The sequence below is a fragment of the Rhodococcus sp. NPDC060086 genome (genome assembly GCF_042730275.1).
In the GTDB taxonomy this organism is placed as follows: domain Bacteria; phylum Actinomycetota; class Actinomycetes; order Mycobacteriales; family Mycobacteriaceae; genus Rhodococcus.
Window position 1 is genome coordinate 15,115 of the sequence record NZ_JBHWWZ010000027.1, and the last position, 16,014, is coordinate 31,128.

Annotated in this window: 11 protein-coding genes; 7 read left to right on the top strand and 4 right to left on the bottom strand. The window is 67.6% G+C overall.

What is annotated here, in order from left to right:
- The first annotated feature begins 127 nt into the window (after positions 1–127).
- Positions 128–1,144: an alpha/beta hydrolase gene (locus ACFWB0_RS15815; RefSeq protein WP_378491409.1), complete on the top strand. Its 1,017-nt coding sequence runs from the start codon at positions 128–130 to the stop codon at positions 1,142–1,144.
- Between the two features lie 124 nt (positions 1,145–1,268).
- A complete protein-coding gene (locus tag ACFWB0_RS15820) occupies positions 1,269–1,829 on the top strand; it encodes a LysM peptidoglycan-binding domain-containing protein (RefSeq protein WP_378491410.1) in 561 nt (186 codons plus the stop codon).
- Positions 1,830–1,892: 63 nt separating this feature from the next.
- Here ACFWB0_RS15820 and ACFWB0_RS15825 read toward each other — a convergent pair whose 3' ends face one another.
- Positions 1,893–2,456 (bottom strand): potassium channel family protein, encoded by a 564-nt coding sequence (locus tag ACFWB0_RS15825; protein WP_378491411.1) that lies wholly within the window; start codon positions 2,454–2,456, stop codon positions 1,893–1,895.
- 120 nt (positions 2,457–2,576) lie between these two features.
- Between ACFWB0_RS15825 and ACFWB0_RS15830 the strand changes: the two genes are divergently transcribed.
- Together ACFWB0_RS15830 and malQ are read left to right on the top strand one after the other, a co-directional pair.
- On the top strand, positions 2,577–4,007 hold the full coding sequence (locus ACFWB0_RS15830; RefSeq protein WP_378491412.1) for a hypothetical protein: 1,431 nt from the start codon (positions 2,577–2,579) through the stop codon (positions 4,005–4,007).
- A 65-nt stretch (positions 4,008–4,072) separates the two neighbouring features.
- Entirely contained in the window at positions 4,073–6,178 is a 2,106-nt protein-coding gene (gene malQ, locus ACFWB0_RS15835; protein ID WP_378491413.1) for a 4-alpha-glucanotransferase, read from the top strand.
- A gap of 3 nt (positions 6,179–6,181) precedes the next feature.
- On the opposite strand, the gene ACFWB0_RS15840 is transcribed toward malQ, so the two are convergent.
- The 3 genes from ACFWB0_RS15840 to ACFWB0_RS15850 are packed head-to-tail and all read right to left on the bottom strand — an operon-like array spanning position 6,182 to position 9,109.
- A complete protein-coding gene (locus ACFWB0_RS15840; protein ID WP_378491414.1) occupies positions 6,182–7,978 on the bottom strand; it encodes an AMP-dependent synthetase/ligase in 1,797 nt (598 codons plus the stop codon).
- Positions 7,971–8,462, bottom strand: coding sequence for a MarR family winged helix-turn-helix transcriptional regulator (locus ACFWB0_RS15845; RefSeq protein WP_378491415.1), 492 nt, complete (start codon positions 8,460–8,462; stop codon positions 7,971–7,973). Before ACFWB0_RS15845 ends, ACFWB0_RS15840 begins: the two co-directional genes overlap by 8 nt.
- A gap of 59 nt (positions 8,463–8,521) precedes the next feature.
- Positions 8,522–9,109 carry a DinB family protein gene (locus ACFWB0_RS15850; protein WP_378491416.1) on the bottom strand — a complete coding sequence of 196 codons (588 nt, stop codon included), beginning with the start codon at positions 9,107–9,109 and terminating at the stop codon, positions 8,522–8,524.
- 103 nt (positions 9,110–9,212) lie between these two features.
- Here ACFWB0_RS15850 and ACFWB0_RS15855 point away from each other — a divergent pair, with 103 nt between their 5' ends.
- From ACFWB0_RS15855 to ACFWB0_RS15865, 3 genes are read left to right on the top strand one after another with little or no spacing between them, the layout of a single operon-like run.
- Complete coding sequence (locus ACFWB0_RS15855) at positions 9,213–10,691, top strand: DUF2397 domain-containing protein (RefSeq protein ID WP_378491417.1); 1,479 nt, start codon at positions 9,213–9,215, stop codon at positions 10,689–10,691.
- On the top strand, positions 10,688–11,821 hold the full coding sequence (locus tag ACFWB0_RS15860) for a TIGR02678 family protein (protein WP_378491418.1): 1,134 nt from the start codon (positions 10,688–10,690) through the stop codon (positions 11,819–11,821). Before ACFWB0_RS15855 ends, ACFWB0_RS15860 begins: the two co-directional genes overlap by 4 nt.
- Positions 11,818–16,011, top strand: a complete 4,194-nt coding sequence (locus ACFWB0_RS15865; protein WP_378491419.1) for a TIGR02680 family protein — start codon at positions 11,818–11,820, stop codon at positions 16,009–16,011. The genes ACFWB0_RS15860 and ACFWB0_RS15865 overlap by 4 nt, the downstream gene beginning before the upstream one ends.
- The last annotated feature ends 3 nt before the right edge of the window (positions 16,012–16,014 follow it).

The window sequence follows — 16,014 nt, forward strand, 5'->3', positions numbered from 1 at the left end:
ACCTGCATCGGCCGCGCCACCCCGTATCTATCGGATTACAGCGCCCACCCGGGCGGCTCGCCGGGCGTACCTTGGGGAATCCATAGCTCGAACACCTGTCCGGTACCGATAGGCGCGAGGAGGCGAGATGAGTGCTCTGTCCGACGCGTTCGTGTCGCCCCCGCTCGTGTCGCCGTCCGGATCGTCGTCGCCTGCCCATACTCCACACATCGAGGAGTACGGCGGGGTCAGCCTCGCTTCCCGTGCGCTGAGCCTCTCGGTGCGCAATACCGTGCGACCGTTCCTCGATGCCTGGGCGCTCGCCCCGGCACTTCCCTGGCCATCGGGTCTGGTCGACCGTGTGGCGTTCCCGCTTCTGCCGGTGTCGGGGACCGAACATCACCGTGTCGCACTCGACGCGTGTCCCGCCGAGTTCCTGCGCGCCCCCGGCGGCGACGGTCGCACCGCCATCCTGTACCTGCACGGCGGCGCATTCCTGTGCTGCGGTCTGGCCACCCATCGTCAGTTGGTGTCGCGTATCTCGGCGGCAGCGGGCGCACCGGTGCTCTCGGTGGCCTATCGGATGCTTCCGCATCACCCGATCCGGCGCGCGGTCGACGACGGCCTGTCCGGGCTGCGGTGGTTGATCGCTCACGGCTACCCGATCGACCGGATCGTCATCGCCGGCGACTCCGCAGGCGGATTCCTCACCTTCTCGGTGGCATACGAAGCACTACGTCTGGGGCTGGGCCGGGCCGCAGGCACCGTTGCGATCTCGCCCCTGACCGATCTGGATCCCCACCACAAGCTCGAGCACCCGAATGCCCAGAAGTGTGCTCTGTTCCCGCGGCGCGCGGTGCCGGTGCTGTCCACTCTGATCCAGCGGGCCGAGCGGATCGACGACCGGTACGAACCGGTGCCCTCTCCGGTGGATCTCGAGATGATCGGCATGCCGCCTGCACTGATCCAGACGGGGTCCGAGGAAATGACCTTCGTCGATGCCGAGACCATGGCGTATCGCCTCGCCGCTGCCGGTGTTCCCACAGAACTACAGGTGTGGGAGAAGCAGGTACACGTGTTCCAGGCGGCAGCATCGCTGGTACCCGAGGGCAGACGCGCGGTGGCACAGATCGGCAGGTTCGTGCGTTCCCTCGACACCGTGTGATCCGGCAAACAGGGAGACCCGCGACGGGATCCGCAGGAAGCCGCGCGACCGGCGGTACTGTGCGTGACGGTATCCGGTTCGTGCCGGTTGCCCGAATCACAACGCATCGATCGAAAGGGACAGCGTGAGCTCTCTCAACGCCGGCCAGAGCCTCAGCGTGGGCCAGGAACTGAAGTCCGACAACGGCAAGTACGCCCTCACGCTCCAGAGGGACGGCAACCTGGTCCTGTCCGAGAGCGGCAAGGCCGTGTGGGCCGCAGGAACCAACGGCTCCGGCGCTGTGCGCGCGAACGTCCAGGAGGACGGCAACTTCGTCCTGTACAAGAACGACAACTCCCCGGTGTGGGCATCGGAGACCAGCGGCAACTCGGGCGTGCGCCTGACGGTGCAGGACGACCGCAACGTCGTGCTGTACGCCGGCAGCAAGCCTGTGTGGGCGAGCGACAGCGTTGCCCCGAAGGCTGCCGCGCCCGCCGCTGCACGTGCCGCCGCCGCACCGGCAGCCGAGCCCGCTCCCGCCGCTGCGCCGGCCCCGCGTACCCATACCGTCGCTTCCGGCGACACCCTGTGGGCGATCGCCGAGCGCTTCTACGGCGACGGAAACCAGTACCAGCGCATCGCCGATGCGAGCGGCATCTCCAACCCGGACCTGATCCGGGCGGGCCAGGTGCTCACCATCCCGTGACGCCCACGGGCTCATGATCTCGAGCGTCCTCATCACCGGCCCGGTGGTGGGGACGTTCCACATTCACGGGTCGTTCTCTGCGGCCGGCTCCTCCACCTGCCGCCGACGATGTTGCGCCGTGAGCACGAACAACCGCACCACCAGTGCGAGGAAGATCAGATTGCCCACGATCTGCGCCGAGACCACGGCCCGCGTTCCATCGGTGATCGCGGCGATGTCCCCGAATCCGACGGTCGCGAAGACCGTCAAGCTGAAATACAGGGCGCCCATTCTGGTCAGGACCTCGGTGAACCCTTCCGGTTCCACCTGCGAGAGCACCGTGTACAGCGACGCGAACCCGAGGATGTAGACGGTGGTGGTCGCCGCGATTCCCTCAGCGGCCCGGACCACGGGATGCGGCGACCGGAGGACCCACCACATCTGCCAGCCACAGACAGCACACACCACCACCGACCCGCACAGCAACAGCACCAGTGTGGAGAGGTCGTCGAGTCCGGTGAACGGCAACGTGAAGTATGCGGTACCCACCACGACGACCGTCGCCACCGTGCGCAGCAACGCCCGCCACGTGAGCCTGCGCAACTGCGCCGATCTGTCGGCGTCGGGTGACCGCGTGCGGTTCGGCACAGATGCAAGTATGCGCGCTCCCACCCGATCCACACGCTCACCGACAGGCGTCGTGTCGGTGAGGCCGACTAGTGTTCACGACACACTGGTCAATGTCGGGAAGGAAAAGGGGGCAGGTTCATGGACGAACCGGAAAGCGGATTCGACCGCGACGTCGACCGGGCCTGGCGCGAGTTCCGGGGGGACCTCGCCGACCACGTCGCCACCATGCGCGACGGCGGCGGACTCGTGCTCGAGCCGCTGGCAGAGGAATCCGGTGGGCCAGCCGGGCCGTGCGTGCAGTTCTACGCGTGGGGTGATCAGCAGGTGCGCTGCGAAGTGCCGTCGAATCTCCATCTGTCCGAGGATCGGCATCTGTCACCCGAAGACGAGGCGATTCTGCTGGGTCTGGGCTGGCAGGCACCATCGCGAGATCCCGATACGCCGGAGGACGGCGGCTCGCCCGCATTCTGGATGGATCTACCGTCGTCGTGGGCCGATCGGCTCGCCGAGGTCGCGGTGCGCGCGCTTCGCGATGTGTGGGGCGTTCCGCATCCGCTGTTCCTGCGCGCAGAATCCTTCGGAACCGTAAGCGCGCACGAGTTCGAAACTCCGGCGCCGGTCGCCGAGATCATTCCGAAGGAGCCCGTCCGGGGGCTGGTCCATCCGCTCGGCGAGGAGCACCTGCGCGAGCTCATCGAAGACACAGTGGGCGAGCGGGTCGGCGACACCCCGACGTGGGACGAAGACGGCGACCTCGTGCTGCGTCTCGCCGATGTTCTGGTGTTCGTCGGGGTCGGAGCGGGCGCTGCCACGGTGGATCTGCTCGCCCCGATCGTGCACTCGATCAGTGGTCGTACCCGCGCGATGGAGGTGGTCTCCGACCTCAATCGGCAGTGGCCGCAGCTGAAGTTCGTGCTGATCGACGACCGCGTCGCTGTCGTCAACCATCTGCCTGCGTCACCGTTCGTGCCCGAGCATCTGGTGTCCGCTCTCGATCGCATGAGCCAGTTCCTCGAAGTCGTCGACCACGATTTCGCCGCGCATATCGGCGGCCTGCCGATGCGCGGTCACGGCCACGACCACTACTTCGAGTCCTCCGATCTCGAACCCTCTGATTTCGAACCCACCGATTTCGAGCACGATATGTTCGAGGACGACCTGTGGGAACCACGTCTCGAAGACGATCTTCCGTCGGCGCTGCTCGAACTGCGCGATCACCACGTGCACGGGCGATCCGATATCGCTGTCGAGAAGGTCGCGGCGATCGGAGACCAGGAGGCCTCGCGCCTGCAGCTGTTCCTCGAACTCAGCACCGAGCAGCACGTGGGCTGGACCAGCGAATCCCTCAACCGAGCATTCGCAGGCGACGACGACGGAGTCGCTGCCGCCGATACGAAGGCGCTCGAGTGGAAGCTGACGAGCTGGTCTCTGGCCGCAGCGCTGAGCTATCTCGAACAGCCCACCGACCGTCCGATTCGTCGGCACCCGCAGTCGAAGTCGAGCACCGACCAGCCCCCACTGTTCGACAACCCGGACGAGCCGACGCTCTTCGACGGTTTCGGCGACTAGCCACCTCCACCGAGCAGCGACGAGTTGGCGGCGTCGACGGACGTTTGCTGGCATGATTCCGGAGCGTGACGTCGTCGGACAAGCTTCGCGAACTCGCCGGGCACCATGGGGTGTCCTGCACCTACCGCGGTTGGGACACTCTCGAACATCAGGTCTCGGACAGCACGTTGCGGAAGATCCTGGCGGCACTCGAGGTGCCTGCCGCGTCCAACGCCCAGGTAGAGCACTCGCTCGCGGATGTGCCCAACGTGCCATGGCGACAGATGTTGCCGCTCTCGCTCGTCGTCATCGAGGGCGACAGGCGCACCTTCGCCGTGCATGTCCCACACGGCGATCCCGTGTCGGTGTGGGTAACGACCGAGGACGGCGCCGAGGTCGACGCCGACCAGCTCGATGTGTGGGTCGAACCGAGAACGGTGGACGGGCGGCTCATCGGCCGGGCGACGTTCGCGGTGCCGGAGCTACCGCTGGGCTGGCACACCATCCATGCGCGCAGCAACGACATCGAAGCGACCGCGACTCTCGTCGTGACACCGGCTCGGCTGTCCACTGCCGACCGGGTGCTCAGCGCCCGGCGGTGGGGTCTGGCCGCACAGTTGTATTCGGTGCGGTCGCGCAGGTCGTGGGGTATCGGCGATTTCGCCGACCTCGCCGATCTTGCGGCGGTCACCGCGGGCTACGGCGGCGACTTCGTGTTGATCAACCCGGTCCATGCGGCCGAGCCCCGGCCCCCGCACGAACCGTCTCCGTATCTTCCGTCGTCGCGGCGATTCGTCGATCCGCTGTATCTGCGGGTCGAGGACATTCCCGAGGTTGCCTATCTCTCACGCAAGCAGCGCGCCCTCCTCGACGAGCACGCACAGGACTGCGCGAAGGCCAATCGTAAGGCCGGACGTCTGAAGCGCGATCCGGCGTTCCGTGCCAAGTTGGCGGTGCTCGAACGTATCCATCGTGTCCCCAGGAGCCCGGCACGTCAGGCTCGCTACGCGGCGTTCTGCGCCGACGGTGGCCGCGCACTCGACGATTTCGCGCTGTGGTGTGCGCTGGCGGAGAAGGCCGGTCCACGACGCACCCGCTGGGACGAGCGAGCCACGTCGCCGGACGACCCCTGGGTTGAGCGCCGACGCGTCGCACTGGCCGAGCGCATCGACTTCCACCGCTGGCTTCAATGGTTGTGCGGCGAACAACTCGCGGCGGCGCAGGATGCCGCCCGTGCCGCCGGGATGGACATCGGAGTCGTGCACGATCTGGCGGTGGGTGTGCAGCGTGACGGCGCCGACGCGTGGACTCTCGGCGATGCGCTCGCGTCGGGTGTCACCGTGGGCGCCCCACCCGACGACTTCAATCGGAACGGGCAGAACTGGAACCAGCCACCGTGGCGGCCCGATCGACTCACCGAACTCGGTTACCGCCCGTATCGAGAGATGATCCGCTCGGTGCTGCGACATGCCGGTGGTGTGCGGATCGACCACATCCTGGGCCTGTTCCGCACGTGGTGGGTGCCGGAAGGATCGTCACCCACCGACGGGGCATACGTCAGGTACGACCACGAGGCGATGGTCGGCATCCTGGTGCTCGAGGCGCACCGCGCCGACGCGGTCGTCATCGGCGAGGACCTCGGGGTGTTCGAGGGGTGGGTCCAGGAGTATCTCGCCGAGCGCGGGGTCGCGGGTACGTCGATCCTGTGGTTCGAGAAGGACGGTGACACCCCTCGCGCGCCCGAGACCTACCGGCAGCTCTGCTTGACGTCGGTCACCACACACGACCTGCCGCCGACGTCCGGTTACCTTGCAGGGGAGCATGTGTCGATACGGTCGAAGCTCGGCCTGCTCGAGGGAGATCTGGAGACCGAACTAGCCGGGGCCGCAGCCGAACGCGACGCAGTTCTCCGGCTCGCCCGCGACCGGGGATTGCTCGGCGATACAGAAGACCGGGTCGAGGCGTTGCATCGACTCATCGCTGCGAGCCCATCGGCATTGCTGGCCTTGTCGCTGGTCGATGTGGTGGGTGAGCATCGGAGTCAGAACCAGCCGGGCACCGTCGACGAGTATCCGAACTGGCGCGTTCCGCTCGCCGACGCCGACGGTGAGGCCGTCCTCATCGACGACCTCACCGGTCACGAGCGCTTCACGAATCTGGCCGAGGCGTTGTCTCCGTCCGAATCCGAGTGAGAATCAGCGCTTCGCGTAGATGCCCTCGATGTCGGCGGCGAACTTCTCGGCGACGACGTTGCGCTTGATCTTCAGCGTCGGAGTCAGCTCACCGGTCTCCTCGGTGAGGTCGCGGTCGAGGATCACGAATTTCTTGACGGCCTCCGTATGCGAGACCGTGCTGTTCGCGTCGTCGACGATCGTCTGCATCGCGTCGCGCAACGAAGGGTCGTGGCGCAGATCCGCGATGGTGGCGTCGGCCGATTTGCCGTTCTCGGCCTTCCAGTTGTCGAACACCTCGGGGTCGACGGTCAGCAGCGCCGAGATGAACGCGCGCCCGTCGCCGAGGACGACGGCCTGCGACACGAGGGTGTGCGAACGCATCCGGTCTTCGAGCGGGCCCGGCGAGACGTTCTTGCCACCTGCGGTGACGATGAGGTCCTTCTTACGGCCGGTGATCGCGGTGTATCCGTCGGCGTCGAGCGAACCGAGGTCGCCGGTGCGGAACCATCCGTCGTGGAATGCCTCCTCTGTGGCCTTCTCGTTGCACCAGTAGCCGTTGAAGATGACCCCGCCGCGCAGTTCGATCTCGCCGTCTTCGGCGATACGAACACTGTTGCCGCCCAGGGGCAGTCCGACGGTACCGATCTTCTGTGATCCCGGCATGTTGACGGTGTGGGCAGCGGTCGATTCGGTCAGACCGTAGCCCTCGTAGATCGGCACGCCGACTCCGCGGAAGAAGTGCCCGAGCTTGGCGCTGAGCGCACCGCCACCGGAGATGGCCATCTGACACTCGCCGCCCATGGCCTCACGCAGCTTGCTGTAGACGAGCTTGTCGGCCATGGTCCGCTTGGCCTTCAGGACCAGGCTCGGACCGCCGTGGTCGAGCGACTCGCTGTAGGCGATGGCGGTTTCCTCGGCGAACTGGAAGATCGCCGCATTGAGCTTTCCGCCTGCGGCGGCCTTCCCGGCCGCGGCGTCACGGACCTTCTCGAACACCCGGGGCACACCGAGGATCATGTGTGGCGAGTACCGGGCGAACTGACCCGATACGGTACCGAAATCAGCCCAGTGCGCCTGCGCCGCACCACCTTCGAAGACAGCGAGTGACACTGCCCGCGCCAGCACGTGTGCCAGGGGCAGGAACGTGAGAATCCGGTTGCCAGGTTTGGCGACCGTCTGACCGATCGACGCCGTCAGGATTCCGCGTACCTCCGAGAGGAAGTTCCGGTGAGTGAGGATGCAGCCCTTGGGCCGGCCGGTGGTACCGGAGGTGTAGACGAGGGAGGCGAGGTCGTCGGCGCGGATGCCCCCGCGGCGCGCGGTGACCTCGGCGTCGTCGATCCCGGCGCCTGCGGCGATGAGCGCGTCCACTGCCCCGCCGTCGATCCGGTAGGTCTCACGGAGAGCGTCGGGCATGCCGACGAATAGTGCTTCATGGGCGGCGGTCTCCACGATGGCGAGGCAGGCACCGGAGTCCTCGAGGATCCAGCGGATCTGATCGGTGGACGACGAGTCGTAGATCGGCACCGAGACCGCGCCGGCCGCCCAGATCGCGTAATCGAACAACGACCACTCGTACCGGGTGGCGGAAAGCAGCGCGATCCGGTCGCCGGGCTGCACGCCTTTGGCGATCAAGCCCTTGGCGACGCCGGACACCTGCTCGGCGAACTGCGATGCGGTGACCGCGACCCACTCGTCACCCAGCGGGCGCGAGTACATCACGCGGTGCGGGGTCTTCTCCGCTTGTGTGAAGACCGTGTGGACGACGGAATCGTTGTCCGCAACGGTGAACTGGGCGGGGGTCGAGTACTCACGCACTGAAATCTCCATCGTTCTGGTCGGTCGAAGGCGGGGTGGACGGATCCACTCCGGAGCGGAAGCGGCGCAGCAGGTGGACGAATGTATCGATCTCATCCTGGCCCCATCCCGCCAGCCCTGCGGCGACTTCGCCGTAACGGCGCGTCACTGTGACGGCGAGCACGCCGTGCCCCTGGTCCGTCAGGCTGAGCGGGTGTCCCAACCGTGTGGGCCCGGAGTCCGCCGAGAGCCAACCTTCGTCGACGCAGTGGCGTACCTGCCTCGAGACGGTCGACCGGTTGACGCCGAACACCTCCGAGATGTCGGTGGCGCGGCAACCCGGATTGCGGGCGATGAACCCGAGCAGCGAATGCTGCGCGAGCGAGAGGGAGTTGTCGTCGGACCGCTCCCCTGCAGTCAGGAAGCGCACGAGGCCGACGAACTCGTCGTAGACCTCGACCACTCCGGCCAGGTCCGGTGCACCGGACCGCCGCTTCTGTTGCATACGGCAACTATAAGCCCGGTGTGCTCCACGCCTCAAACCAGGGCGATGCACCCGTATGATCAGCGGAAACGATCAGCGGCGGCCTGAACACGGGCATGGTGCGCGAGTACCCGTTCTTCCTCGCGGTACGGCAAGTTGTCGTAGTCCTGCCGCCATCCGACGAAGCCGTCGATCATCTCTCGCACGATGTCGATGTGCCCGGCATGGCGGGCGGTCTCGGTGTTCATGTGCACGAGGATTCGGTGCAGCGTCACCCGACCCTGTCCCCACAATTCCACGTGTGTCTCGTCGTCGAGACCGGTCGCGGCGAAGGTTTCCGCAGCGTGCTGCCACGATCGGAGGTACAGACCCACCAGATACTCGCGTGATTCGTCGGCGGTGGCCCACATGTCCACGTTCGGGCCGGTGGCCTTCTCCGGGTCCGCCCATGGCAACGCAACCGGGGGCGGCCGTCCGAATAACTCACCGAAATAGCCGAATTCACAGGTTGCGAGGTGTTTGACGAGCCCGAGCAGGTTGGTTCCGGTGGGCGTCATCGGACGCCGCGCGTCGTACTCGGACACACCGTCGAGCTTCCACACGATCAAGTCGCGCGAGGACTGCAGCTGCTCGATGAGGTCGGCCCCACACCCGTCGGTACCGGTCATTGCCTCATCCTAGGTCCGCACCCCACGTCGCCCCACAGCTCGCCGACGAGGAAGTACTAGCCTGTGCGTACCGTGGTAGTGGCGCAGAGGAGGGGGACGACCGATGGGTGATGGGGGGTCCCGCGGCCTGTTCCGCTACCTGGTCGCCGACGAATCCGACGACTACGTCGCCGTCATGAACTACTTCACCGATATCCTGCTCACCGACGCGACCGCAGCCGACATCGCGGCAGCTCTCACCACCGGCGGGCATCGCCTCGACCGGGACATCGCAGAGAACCGATGCCGACAACTCGTCGCGTGGGGGAACCTCGGCGAGTCAGGCCGCGACACTCGCGCCGGATCGGTCGGCGACCACGTCCGCGTCACCGCCCGTTATCGCCCGACCGTCCTCGGCGGCCGCATACACCGCGAAGCCACCGCACTCCTGGCGTCACACGACGGCGCCCGCGAGGTCACCCGCGAATCCCTCGCCCGGATCTGCGACGCCCTCGCGCACATCGACACCGCGGCCGACACCGGATTCGCCATCGATCCCAACACGCTCGCCGGGCACGTCACCGGAGTGTTCGTGCACCACCGTGCCTTCACCGACAGCGTCGCCGACTTCTACACCTATCTTGCGGAGGCCTCGGGGCGCCCCGACCTCTCCGGCGACGAGTACACCGAGTTCAAGCTCCTGCTGCTCGACTACGTCGATGTCATCACCTCCGACCTGAGCCGCTACGCACACCCGGCCTTCGCAACATTGCAACGGCTACTTCCCCTCGTCGACGGCCTGCTCGCGGCACTCCCCGATCCGGGTCTGCCCGGCGACACCGTCACTCGCGCCCCCGGACGCACCCGCGACGACTGGGAACAGCTCGCCTCCTGGTACCACGAGGACGCAGGCCCGCGGGAACTGCGCGACGCCGCGGCGACGGCACTGAACCGGCTGCTCGCCCACACCCGAAGCCGAACCTCCGAAGCACCCGGCTTCTCCCACCGGGCAGACCTCCTGCGCCTGGCTTCCTGGTTCTCGGAATCCTCGGACGAACAGGCCCACCGACTCCACGCCGCCACGTTCGGTGCCTATCCGAGCCGGCACCTGCTGCTCGGCCCCGAGGAGCCGGACCCACGGATCGGCGCCGGAACATCCTGGTGGAACGCCGATCCGGTGTCCGTGCCCGTCTCACTGCGCGAACGCGGCGACCGTTCGCCGCGCGGCGGGAACGCGCGGATTCCCGATCCGACGGCAGACCGATCCCTCATCATGGCACTGGCCGAACAGGAGTCGGGCGAACGCGCCGACGCCGTCGCCGAACTGCGCGCGGCAGGCGACCTGCACGGCGCACAGATCTCGACGGCCGCGCGCGACGTGGTGCTCGACCAACTCGCAGTGCTTCTCGCGCGACACCAGGACCTCGACGGCGTGTACCGCATCGACGACCACGACCTCGGGCTCGCCCTGACCGCCGAACCGGGTCCCGGCACCACGGTGCATTGCCCCGACGGCGATCTCACCGTGCACGGATTGACCCTGCGTACCTCCTCGCCGCTCCTTGCTCCCACTGATTCCGCACAGGCGATCGGGGTGTGGTGAGCACCGGTACCGCAGTCCAGGACGCGGCCGGCCGCCGCGATGCCGCCCGGGCACTGTTGCAGCGCCCGATCCTCACGGCAACCCACGACCCGGACAACTTCGACCTGGTCCGCCGTCACTCCGCAGCGCTGCGAGCGATGTTCGCCGATCGTCTCGGCTACACGTTGATCGTCGAGACGGAGTTCGCGCGCCTGGTGAAAGCTCCCCTCGATGCCGCGGCACCCCTGCGGCCGCTGCACCGCACGACCGGCGGCGATTTCGGCGCGGTCGGATACACCTACCTCGCATTGACGGCCGCCGCGTTGCTCGCGCCCGGCCGAGGCGACCAGATCCCGATGTCAGTGCTCGTCGACCAGATCCGCGCCGACGCCGCGGCCCAGGGCATCGAGATCGCCGACGGGTTGTCGGAGCGCCGACATCTCGTGGCCGCTCTGCAGGCCCTGATGGAGTGGGGTGTGGTCGGTGAGACCGATCTCGGTGAAGATCAGGACAGGGAAGATCGAGAAGAGGGCGAACCGGTCCTCACCGTCTGTCGGTCGCTACTGCGGCATCTCACCGCATTCGCCCTACACGACCTCCCCGGCCCGTCTGCGGCGATCGCAGCGCGACCGGAGACACCGCGACGGCGGCTGTATCGCAGGCTCGTCGAGGATCCGTTCACGGCGCGCGACGATCTCGACCCCGAGGCCCTCGACGTGCTGATCCGCGAACGAGCCGACCTCGCACGCCGATTGGACGAAGATTTCGGCCTGGTCCTCGAGGTACGCACCGAGGGTGCGCTCGCCTACGACCCGGACGGCAGTCTCACCGACGTACCCTTCCCCGGGCCCGGGACAGTGAATCAAGCTGCACTCCTTCTGATCTCAGAGCTGGTCGACATCGCCGACCCTGTTCCCGGCAGCGCTGTGCACGTCGACACGGACACCCTCCAGAACACTCTGTCGGATCTCGTCGCCGCCCATGCGCGGAGTTGGCGCGGCGAGTACGTCCGCGACGTCACCGCCCTGCGTCGCGATGTCACGGCACTGCTCGTCCGCCTCGGTCTCGCACGTGCCCACGACGACGGGCTCCTTCTCGCTGCTCCCGCTGCCCGGTATCGCCCGACCATCGCCGAAAGCCCTCAGCCATGACTCACTCGTCCGACGCATCCCTACTCGATGCCACCACCGCCTCAGCACACCCGCAACGCTGGAAGCTCTCCCGCGCAGGCATCGTCAACGTCTGGCACTACCTCGATACGGAGTTCACGCTCAGCGACGGTCGCATGATCCTGCGCGGAACCAACGGGTCCGGGAAATCACGCGCCCTGGAGATGCTGCTGCCGTTTCTGCTCGATGCCGACCGCAAACGCATGGACGCGACCGGCGCGGGCAAGGTCGACCTCGACGAACTGATGCGCATCGGCGCAGGCGGTCAGAACAACCGGGTCGGTTACCTGTGGCTCGAGTTGTCTCGCCCGAACGGGTTTCTCACGATCGGCGCGCAGGTCCGCTACAGCGCAACCGCGCATCGCAGCGAGGTGTACTTCTTCACCGCAGAAAACCGTGTCGGCGCCGATCTCCCGCTGGTCGACGAGCATCGGGTTCCGCTCTCGCGCGACGACCTCGCCGCCCGCATCGGCGCAGACCGGATCACCCGCAGCCCCGAGGAACATCGGGACACCGTCCGCGAGCTGGTGTTCGGCCTGCACGGCGAGTCCGGGCGCGACCGGTACACGGGACTGTTGCAGTTACTCCACACCTTGCGTTCCCCCGACGTCGGTAACCGCATCGACGAGGGCCGTCTGCCTCAGATCCTGTCCGACGCACTGCCCCCGCTCAACGAGAACATGCTCGCCGCAGCAGGTGACCGCCTCGATCTGCTCGGCGAGAGTCGCGCCGCCCAGACCCGACTGGAATCCGCCCTCACCCGGGTCCGCCAGTTCCACGCCGTCTACCGGCGATACGCGGCCGACCTGCTGCGCTCGAGCGCGGACGATGCGCTGCAGGCCGCAGACCGGGTCGCCCGGGCAGAGGCGGAACTCGACGAGGCCGAGGCCGAGATCGCAGACCTCGACGCCGAGGCGGCCGCAGCCGATACCCGACTGAGCGAACGACGCGACCAGCTCGCCGAACTCGATCGCGCGATCCGGGGCCTCGAGTCGCACGCGCTGTTCCGCAGCGCGGACGATCTCGCTCAGCGCGCTCTCACCGTCGACGCACTCGGTCGCGCCGCCGACCAGGCGTTACATCACGCGGCACAGGCGAGACGGCACGAGTCCCTCGAAGCCGAACGCGCCGACACGCATCTGGCCGATCTGAGCGGCACGGTCACCCAGGCCTCCGAGACACTGGCAGCCGCGAAACTACGACTCACCACCGCGTCCGTGCCGTCCGGCGCCCTACCCGACCGGGTCCGCCTCGACATCGAGCGACCCCAAACGCATTCGGAGCCGGTCCGTGCGCGGAGCGAAACCGTCCCCGAAGCACTCACCCGGCCCACCGTCGCGCAAGTGCGGCTGGTGCCGGACGCCTGCGACGACGCCCGAGTCGCTGCAGAACAGGCTGCCGCGGCCGCACGTCGCAGGAAGGAGCAGGCGTCCCGGCGTCTGGTCGAGGCCCGCCGCCTCGAACTCTCCGAACGCGGGGTGCGCGACGCCGAATCCGAGTCCGAGCGGGCCGCACACGACGCCGAACGTGAGGCGCTCGAACGCGACGCCGCCGCGCGTGCGCTCGACGACGCAGCCCTCGAACTCGAGCATCGTTGGCGTGAATGGCTCACCTCCGAGCGCACCACCGGGCTGTCACCCCACATCGCCCTGCACGGTGCGGCGCTGATGCAACGCCTGGTCGACGCTGCGCAGTCACTCTCCGGCGACGACCCCGATCCCGGGGCTGCAGACACGATCCTCGGTGAACTCGTCGCACTCACTCGAACGGCGACGCCCAGCCACCTCGGGCCCACCTCCGAAAGTGACACGCTCGAGGCCGACACGCTCGAAGCCACCGATTCCGCGCTGCGTTCTGCGTTGCTCGAAGAACAACGCCGCCTCGAGTCCGAGGAGGTCGGCCCTCCGATGGCACCGTGGCGCAGCCCCCAGAGCGGCGTCCCGCTGTGGCGCGCTGTGGATTTCGTCGACACCCTCGGCGACGACGATCGGGCAGGCATCGAATCCGCACTGCTGGCAGCAGGATTCCTCACCGCGACAGTGGACGGTGAAGGTCGGCTGCGTGCCCATTCGGGACAGATCCTCGTATCACCACGCGGCGAGCCCCCGCGTCAGCCGCTCTCCGTCGTTCTGCAGCCCGATCCGGATTCCGACGTGCCGGTCGACGCGGTCGCCTCGGTGCTCTCGGCGATCGGGTTCGAGGATGCTTCGGCAGTCACCTCGGTCTCGCGCGACGGTCGCTGGCACAACGGTGTCCTGCGCGGACGACACACCGCGGAGACACCCGGATACATCGGTGAGGCCGCCCGCAGCCGAACCCGAGCCACACGCCGGGCCAGGCTCGACGAAATCACCGGTGAGCTCGCCCGGTTGGACCGCACCGAGAAACAACGGGCGGTCGATCACCGCGTCGCGCGGGCGGGAACCGAGCCTGCCCCGTGGAGTGGGCAGCCCGACGCTCACGTCACGCCCACACTCGAGCCCACACCCACCGCACACGCTCTTTACCGGGCGTACGCACGTGCCCGTGCCCACGCCGAGCATGCAACCCGACGTGCGGAAGCCTCCACTCAGGCTCGTGAGCGGGCTGCCGCGCTGCGTTCTCGGTGGGCAGCCGACCTCGAATCCCACCGGACCGCCTGCGCTCATTTCGACTTGCCGACGAGTGTCGCCGACCTCGACGCAATCGTGGTGGCGTGTGCCGAGGCGGACGCGGCCTGCACGAGCCTGGCCCGCGACATCGGCGATGTCCTCGCCGAATACGACCGATTCGACAGGTGCGCACGTGCGGTCGCCGAGGCGATCGAGCTCCGTGCGCAGGCGGAGGAAGAGGCCGAATCCCGCTGGCACGAGTGGCACGACCGCGCGGCAGTGGTCGCGGCACAGTCCCAGGCGGTCGACGTCGAGGTCGCCGACCTCGCGGAGGAGCTGCGGAATTCGGAAACCGAGCGGGCCCGCACCGACGAGAAGTGCAGGCGCACCCTCGCCCACCGTGAACAGCTCGGCAAAGCCGTGGCCGCGGCAATGCAGCAGAGTTCGGCGGCGCGGGAACGCCTCACCCGGCATCGCGAGGAGCTCGAGGTCGCGGCGGGCATTCTCGGAACACAGCGCGCCATTCCCGCTCTGTCCGCTGCTGCTGATGTCGAGGGCGACCCGATCACGCGCCTCGACGACGCGCAGCAGGTCCGTGGGGCTGCCGAGACCCTGCTTGCTGCACTGCCACAGTCGACGGATACGGGAGACAATCGCGTCCTCGCCGCGCTGCAACGCTTCGACAGGGAGATCTCCGATCAACTCGACATCGAGCACACGGTGGAATCGGGTGCCCATGTGGTGCGCCTGTCCGGTGCGGGGAGCGACACCACCCCGACGAGTGTGCTCGCCCAGCTCACCGTCCGCGCCGAAGAGGGCCGCGCCGCACTGTCCCAACGCGAACACGACGTGTTCACCGGGTTCGTGCTCGGTGGCGTCGCCGACGAACTCCGCAGACGGATCACACAGGCCGAGAGCCTGATCGCGGCGATGAACAACAGCCTCGCCGCCAGCAGGACCAGCCACGGCATCGGCGTTCGCATCGGGTGGCATCCTGTGCGCGAGGACGCCGACGCAGCACGCATCACCGAACTCCTCACCGACAGCGCGCGATCGATCGACGACAGCGATGATCTGATCGAACTGCTTCGTCACCGGGTGGAGGTCTCGCACGACGGCGACCCCTCTGCCGGATACGCGGCACATCTGTCGCGTGCGCTGGACTACCGGACATGGCATACCGTCGACGTCACCATCATCGGCCCGGAGCCCGATCAGGAACGTCGCATTTCGAAGCGGGCCAAGATCTCTCAGGGAGAGACCCGGTTCGTCTCGTACGTCGCACTGTTCGCGGCAGCGGACGGCTACCTCTCCGGTTTGCCCGACACCGACCTGGCACTGCGGATGGTCCTGCTCGACGACGCGTTCGCCAAGATCGACGAGCCCACCATCGGTGAGCTCATGGGCTTGCTGGTGCGCCAGGACATCGACTTCGTCATGACCGGACACGCACTGTGGGGGTGTGTTCCGCAGGTACCGGCCCTCGACATCTACGAGGTCCGGCGTCTGGGCGACAGTTCCGCCGTGACGACCCGGGTCCATTGGGACGGACGCAGCAGGCACGTACGCGCCGGCGGCTAGGCT

Coding starts and splice junctions, on each gene's coding strand:
- ACFWB0_RS15830 (WP_378491412.1), top strand. CDS start 2,577: ATGGACGAACCGGAAAGCGGATTCGACCGCGACGTCGACCGGGCCTGG.
- ACFWB0_RS15845 (WP_378491415.1), bottom strand. CDS start 8,462: ATGCAACAGAAGCGGCGGTCCGGTGCACCGGACCTGGCCGGAGTGGTC.
- ACFWB0_RS15855 (WP_378491417.1), top strand. CDS start 9,213: ATGGGTGATGGGGGGTCCCGCGGCCTGTTCCGCTACCTGGTCGCCGAC.
- ACFWB0_RS15815 (WP_378491409.1), top strand. CDS start 128: ATGAGTGCTCTGTCCGACGCGTTCGTGTCGCCCCCGCTCGTGTCGCCG.
- ACFWB0_RS15865 (WP_378491419.1), top strand. CDS start 11,818: ATGACTCACTCGTCCGACGCATCCCTACTCGATGCCACCACCGCCTCA.
- ACFWB0_RS15850 (WP_378491416.1), bottom strand. CDS start 9,109: ATGACCGGTACCGACGGGTGTGGGGCCGACCTCATCGAGCAGCTGCAG.